Origin of the sequence: Bradyrhizobium sp. UBA2491 (assembly GCF_002341725.1) — a bacterium.
In the GTDB taxonomy this organism is placed as follows: domain Bacteria; phylum Pseudomonadota; class Alphaproteobacteria; order Rhizobiales; family Xanthobacteraceae; genus Bradyrhizobium.
In genome coordinates this window covers 22,218-28,417 of record NZ_DDOP01000088.1, presented here as the reverse complement: position 1 = coordinate 28,417, position 6,200 = coordinate 22,218, and the positions used below count along the sequence as shown (strand labels likewise).

Annotated in this window: 5 protein-coding genes and 1 pseudogene; 5 read left to right on the top strand and 1 reads right to left on the bottom strand. The window is 63.5% G+C overall.

The window, feature by feature from the left end:
• The first annotated feature begins 29 nt into the window (after positions 1-29).
• From iaaH to B2W55_RS29570, 3 genes are all read left to right on the top strand, one after another.
• On the top strand, positions 30-1,511 hold the full coding sequence (iaaH, locus tag B2W55_RS29580; RefSeq protein WP_024579345.1) for an indoleacetamide hydrolase: 1,482 nt from the start codon (positions 30-32) through the stop codon (positions 1,509-1,511).
• 76 nt (positions 1,512-1,587) lie between these two features.
• The gene (locus tag B2W55_RS29575) at positions 1,588-2,619 is read left to right on the top strand and encodes a quinone oxidoreductase family protein (RefSeq protein WP_244442132.1); all 1,032 of its coding nucleotides are present in this window, start codon (positions 1,588-1,590) and stop codon (positions 2,617-2,619) included.
• Between the two features lie 143 nt (positions 2,620-2,762).
• Positions 2,763-3,818 (top strand): YeeE/YedE family protein, encoded by a 1,056-nt coding sequence (locus tag B2W55_RS29570; protein WP_024579347.1) that lies wholly within the window; start codon positions 2,763-2,765, stop codon positions 3,816-3,818.
• 241 nt (positions 3,819-4,059) lie between these two features.
• On the opposite strand, the gene B2W55_RS29565 is transcribed toward B2W55_RS29570, so the two are convergent.
• On the bottom strand, positions 4,060-4,725 hold the full coding sequence (locus B2W55_RS29565) for an HAD family hydrolase (RefSeq protein WP_024579348.1): 666 nt from the start codon (positions 4,723-4,725) through the stop codon (positions 4,060-4,062).
• 196 nt (positions 4,726-4,921) lie between these two features.
• On the opposite strand from B2W55_RS29565, the pseudogene rpiB reads away from it, so the two are divergent.
• Positions 4,922-5,370, top strand: a pseudogene (rpiB, locus tag B2W55_RS29560) (ribose 5-phosphate isomerase B).
• A gap of 322 nt (positions 5,371-5,692) precedes the next feature.
• Positions 5,693-6,187, top strand: coding sequence for a pantetheine-phosphate adenylyltransferase (coaD, locus tag B2W55_RS29555; protein WP_024579349.1), 495 nt, complete (start codon positions 5,693-5,695; stop codon positions 6,185-6,187).
• Positions 6,188-6,200: the final 13 nt, after the last annotated feature.

The window sequence follows — 6,200 nt, the reverse complement described above, 5'->3', positions numbered from 1 at the left end:
GGACAAGCCCGGCCATGACGAGTGTGGAAATGGCAGCGCCATATGCGATTGCCCTGCCGCAATCCAAGAGGGCGCAGGGCATGGCCGATAGCAATGAAGCAACCGCCGCGGAGATCGTTGCCGCTATAAGCAGCGGCAAGGTGACCGCGGTCAGCGTCGTCGAGGCGGCGCTCGATCGCGCGGAGCGGCTCAAGCACCTCAACGCCTTCATCCTGCTGAATCGCGCCGGCGCGCTGGCCGCGGCGCGCGAGGTCGATGCCGGACAGCGCACCGGCCCGCTGGCCGGGCTTCCCATCGTCGTGAAGGACAACATCAACACGTCGGACCTGCCGACATCGGGCGGCACGCCGGCGCTGCGACACGCGCGGCCCGCGCGCAATGCGCCGTCGCTGCAAAAGCTGCTCGACGCCGGTGCCGTCGTGATCGGCAAGGCCAATCTGCACGAGCTCGCCTTCGGCATCACCAGCACCAATCTCGCGCCGTTCGCAGGACCGGTGCGGAATCCGTACGACACGAACAGGATCCCGGGCGGCTCGTCAGGCGGGACGTCGGCGGCGATCGCCGCGCGGATCACGACCTGCGGCCTCGGATCGGACACCGGCGGCTCGACCCGCGTGCCCGCGGCGCTGACCGGGACCGTCGGGCTCCGGCCGTCGGTCGGCAATGGCGGCGCCGAGCGACGCTATCACGACGACAACCAGGTGGTTCCGATCAGCCATACCCGCGACACCGTAGGCCCGATGGGCCGCACGGTCGCCGACGTCGCGCTGCTCGATTCTGTCATCACGGGCACGCCCCTGGCCACGGCCATTCCGTTGCGCGGTGTGCGCCTCGGCACTCCCGCCTGCTTCTGGAGCGGGCTTGATCGCGATGTCGAAGCCGTCGCCCGCGCAGCCTGCGCCCGGCTCACGGCAGCGGGCGCCGTACTGGTCGATGTCGATATGCCCGGCCTGTTCGAGCAGAACGAAAAGGTGTCTTTCGTGGTCGCGCTGCACGAACCGATCGCCGATATCCCGGCCTGGCTCGCCGCGTCCGGGATCGAGGGGATCACGCTGTCCGACATCGCAGCCGGTGTCGTCAGTCCCGACGTGGTGGGTGCTTTCGGTGCCATCACGGCGGATGCTTTCGGCGCTGCTTATGACGATGCGATCAAGGTCCAGCGGCCGGCGCTTCAGGCGATCTACGCCGCGTATCTCAGGGACAATCGACTGGATGCCATCCTGTTTCCGACCACGATCGCGCCGGCGCCTGTGATCGACGAGAAGACCGGGTCCGGCGAGATGTCGGTCAATGGCGGCGCGCCGGTGCAGACCTTCAGCACCATGATCCGCAACACCGATCCCGGCAGCAATGCGGGCCTTCCCGGCCTGTCGCTGTATGCCGGCATGACGCCTGGCGGCCTGCCGGTGGGGCTCGAGCTCGATGGTCCGGTCGGCAGCGATGCAAAGCTGCTTGGGTTCGGCCTGTCGATCGAGGCGATCCTGGGCGTGGCCCCGCCACCGAAGCTCTGATGTCGTCGCCATCAACAAGCCCCTTGAATTGATCGGTCAGTCGATTAGTCATGTCTGAGGCCGTCAGGCCGCCAATATGACCAAGACTGGAATGCTCATGCCGCCGGCCCCGCAAGCAAATCGTCCTGTCGACGCCCGCTGCGTCCGCCTGCTGGCGAAGGCGGAGAGTGCTGCCGCGGTGGGACCGGTTGTCGAGACGCATGCGCTGTCGCGCGGCGACAACGACGTCCTGATCGAGGTGAAGGCCGCGGCGGTCAATCCATCCGACGTGAAAGCCGCGACCGGGCTGATGCCCTATGCCGTGTTCCCGCGCACCTCCGGCCGCGACTATGCCGGCGTCGTGATCGACGGCCCCTCCGGCTTGATCGGGCGCGAAGTGTTCGGCTCGTCCGGCGATCTCGGCATCCGCCGCGACGGCACCCATGCCACCCATCTGGTGGTCGAGGCCGACGCGGTGGTGGAAAAGCCCGCCGGCATTTCCTGGGACGAGGCGGCAGGGATCGGCGTGCCCTTCGTCACCGCGATGGAAGGCTTGCGCCGCGCCGGCCTGCCGAAGCCGGGCGAGACCGTGCTGGTGATGGGCGTCAACGGCAAGGTCGGCCAGGCCGCGGTGCAGATCGCGAGCTGGCACGGCGCGCGCGTGATCGGCGTGGTGCGCAAGCGCGAGCCCTATGAGGGCCACAGCAATTCGCCGGTCGAGGTGATCGATGCCTCGGGCATGGATGTCGCGGCGCGGGTGCGCGAGCTGACCGGCGGCAAGGGCGCCGACATCGTCTACAACACGGTTGGCGATCCCTATTTCCAGGCCGCGCACAAATCGCTGGCGCTGCGCGGCCGCCAGATCCTGATCGCCGCGGTCGACCGCATCGTCCAGTTCAACATCCTCGAATTCTACCGCGGCCAGCACACCTATGTCGGCATCGACACGCTGGCGTTGTCGTCGGTTGCGACCGGTGAGGTGCTGCGCGAGCTCGCGCCGGGCTTCGCCAGCGGACATCTGAAGCCGTTCCCGATCAAGCCGGGGGCGATCTATCCGCTGGAGCAGGCCAGGGCAGCGTTCGTTGCCGTGGCAGGCTCGTCGCGCGACCGCGTGATCCTGCGGCCGTAATTCACCGTCATTGCGAGGAGCGAAGCGACGAAGCAATCCACTCTCTCTTGTTGCGGTGATATGGATTGCTTCGCGGAGCCTGTCATCGGGCGGCGCTCCGCGCCGACCCGTTGGCTCGCAATGACGAATCCTGAGGGACTTCCATGGACCCCGCCACGATCGTGATCCTCGCTGCCCTGATCATCGGCCTCATCTATGGCTCGGTCGGCTTGCTCAGCGGCTTTTGCATGATGAGCGGCCTGCGCGGCTGGTGGGCGGAGGGCGACGGCCGGCTGGCGCGCACCTATGCGCTGGCAATGGGGGTTGCGATCGCGGCCTCGCAGCTACTGGCCGCGGCCGGGCTCGTCGATCTCGGCAAGTCGATCTATCTGCAACCGTCATTCTCGGCGCCGGTGATGTTCCTCGGCGGGCTGCTGTTCGGCTACGGCATGGTGCTGTCGAACGGCTGCGGCTCGCGGGCGCTGGTGCTGCTCGGGCGCGGCAATTTGCGCTCCTTCGTGGTCGTGATCGTGCTCGGCATCGTCGCCGAGATGACGCTGAAGGGCCTGATTGCGCCAGCGCGGATCGCGATGGTGCAGATTTCGCAGGCCACCGTCGCCGTCAATTCGGTGCCGGCCCTCTTGGCGAGCGCGGGCCTCGGTGCGGTGCCGGCACGGATGGTCGCAGCCTCCGTGCTTGCCGCGGTGCTGATCGCTTTCGCTCTAGCGCACCCATCGTTCCGGAGATCGCCGGGACAGATCGCGGCCGGCCTGATCGTTGGCCTGTTGGTGGCCGGAGGCTGGTATGCGACCGGCCATCTCGGGGCCGACGATTTCAATCCCGTGCCGGTGACGTCGTTGACCTTCATCGCGCCGATCGCCGACGCGCTGCAATACGTCATGCTCTCGACCGGATCGACGCTGAATTTCGGCATCGTCACCGTATTCGGCGTGTTCGCCGGCAGCCTGATCACGGCGCTTGCCACCGGACGTTTTCAGCTCGAGGGTTACCGTTCGCCGCAGCACATGCTGCGCTCGGCGAGCGGCGCCGCGCTGATGGGCGTGGGCGGCGTGATGGCATTCGGCTGCTCGGTCGGGCAGGGGCTGACCGGACTGTCGACGCTGTCGCTGTCATCCTTCATCGCCATCGCCGGCATCATGCTCGGCACCGGCGCCGGCCTGCGCGGCGCGCTTCGGGTCAGGCCGCTCGCGGCAGCTTGAACCTGGAAGAGCGATGATCTCCGCGCAAACGCGTTCCGCGTTTGTTGCGAGGGAAAACAGCTTCAGTTTTCCAGATCATGCTTTGGAACATGATGGGATCAGGGCGTGTAAATCTGAATCGGGTACCCGCGTGCGGAGATTGCGAGATCCGGATTGCCGTCAAAAGCTGACATTGAAGATGGCTAAGTGAATGTCCGCTAAGGGCCACAAGCGGAAATCGTCGGCCCTTGCCATTCCGCATCTAAATTAAGTCGTCCAGCGTGAGACGGAGAAAGCTTCTGAGTTCCTCGACAGAGCGAGCAACGCGGTGTGCGCCAGCCGCAAATAGGCGCTCGGCTGCGTGGTATCCCCAAGCGACCCCAATGCCTTCAAGCTTCGCTGCCCGTGCCATCTCCATATCGAAGGAAGTATCGCCGATAAAGATGGCCTCCTCAGCTTTTGCGCCGGTGGCCTCAAGCGCCTGAAGCAGCATCCCAGGGTGAGGCTTGGAGGGCGCCATGTCTGCGGCTTGGATGGTCTTGAAGAACTGTCGCCATCCCAGCGCTTCCAAGGCCGGAACGACAGCGGACGAAGTGTGGCCGGTTGCGATCCCAAGCTTGACGGGAGGCATGCTGTTTAGATCGAGGAGCAGACGAGCGATGCCATCGAACGGCCTTTCGGCAAAAGCCGGCTCGGCCCTGAGCTGAGGAAGGACGCGACTGTAAGCCTGCACCATGTCTCGGATTGGTGCTTGCGGTCCAGCGAGTTGCGTAAGGACAAGCTCAAGCGACTTTCCGATCAACGCCAGGCTGTCTTGGGGCGATGGGAGCGCTAAGCCGAATTCAGTAAAGACCAAGCGATGGCATTCCAATATCAAAGCTCGACTGTCGACAAGTGTCCCATCGAAGTCGAAAACAATCAACTTCACAACTGACTTCGTCCTTTGCTGCTCAATTCAATTTTGGCCTATAATAAAGCAGATGGCCGGTACGGCTTCAATCGGTCAAATGATATCCCATTATGGGTTGGTCATTTGAGAACCGGAAAAGTTGACGAAACAAAGAGCGCCCAACTTCAATTCGGCCAACCTAAATTTTCTCGGGAAGAGGGAAAGACTTCTCTCCATGACCGCCAGCAACCGGATCGTACTCTCCAGCGACCAAGCGCCATTCAGCTCAGACAGGCCATTGCCGCTCATTTGGCGGCGCGTGGGTGGGTGGCTGTCGACATCGGACCGACGACGCCGGAAAGCACACACTATCCCAAGCACGGCGTATCAGCGGCGCGGCTCGTTGCCTCAGGCGATTGTCGCTTTGGAATTATCCTATGCGGCACTGGCCAGGGCATCATGATGGCAGCGAACAAGGTTAAGGGCATCCGTTGTGGCGTCTGCGTCGACACATTCTCAGCCCGGATGATTCGCCAGCACAACGATGCCAACATGCTGTCGATTGGCGCGCGCGTGGTGGGCGAAGGGCTGGCGCTCGATATTGTCGATACGTTCCTGACCGCTCAGTTCGAGGGCGGCCGGCATGCGACGCGGGTGGAGATGATTGGAGCATTGGAGGGGTAGTGGAGTTGCAGGGGCCAAAGGAGCCGTCCGCCTCACTAAGTCATGGCACCGTCAGGCCAACTAACGCAGATGCCTACAAGTTGAGGCCGTTGCGACTTCCAACTCCGTAGAAGCTTCCCTTGTCCGTTTCGGGGCAAAGAGCGACATCCCGCTCTCGGCGCATCGTCTTCGCTTTATTCCCGACTCCGGACATACCGGTGATGGCTCCGGAAGGTCGGCAATGGGCCATGCGTCCGACACGAGGTGGGCAGCAATTGCGCGCGTGTTATAGGTTGAGCGCAACGTGCTAACTTGCGACCTGTGAGGAAATAGGGAGAGCGGGATGCGGATTGGGCTTTATCCTGGGACGTTCGACCCGATGACCAATGGCCACCTCGACGTGGTCCGCCGCGCCGCGGCTTTAGTCGATCGGTTGGTTGTCGCGATTGGTATCCATCCCGGCAAGACGCCGCTATTTCCAATCGAGGAGCGGATGGAGATGGTGCAGGCGGTGATCACGCCGGTGGCAGCCCAAATCGGTTGTGAGATGGAGTGTATAACCTACGACGACCTGATGGTGACTGCGGCGCGACGCGTTCACGCCTCGATCCTGATCCGTGGCTTACGAAACGGCTCCGACCTCGACGACGAGATACAGATGGCGGATATGAATGAAACTATGATGCCTGATCTAAAGACCGTGTTTCTGCCTACGTCATCGATGATCCGGTCAGTCAAAGCAACCTTGGTTCGGCAGATCGCAGGCATGGGCGGCGATATCTCCCAACTTGTTCCGGACCCCGTAGCGTCACGTCTCAAGATCAAACTTGCGAAATAGCCGCTGTACTGGC

Coding starts and splice junctions, on each gene's coding strand:
- iaaH (WP_024579345.1), top strand. CDS start 30: ATGGCAGCGCCATATGCGATTGCCCTGCCGCAATCCAAGAGGGCGCAG.
- B2W55_RS29570 (WP_024579347.1), top strand. CDS start 2,763: ATGGACCCCGCCACGATCGTGATCCTCGCTGCCCTGATCATCGGCCTC.
- B2W55_RS29575 (WP_244442132.1), top strand. CDS start 1,588: ATGACCAAGACTGGAATGCTCATGCCGCCGGCCCCGCAAGCAAATCGT.
- coaD (WP_024579349.1), top strand. CDS start 5,693: ATGCGGATTGGGCTTTATCCTGGGACGTTCGACCCGATGACCAATGGC.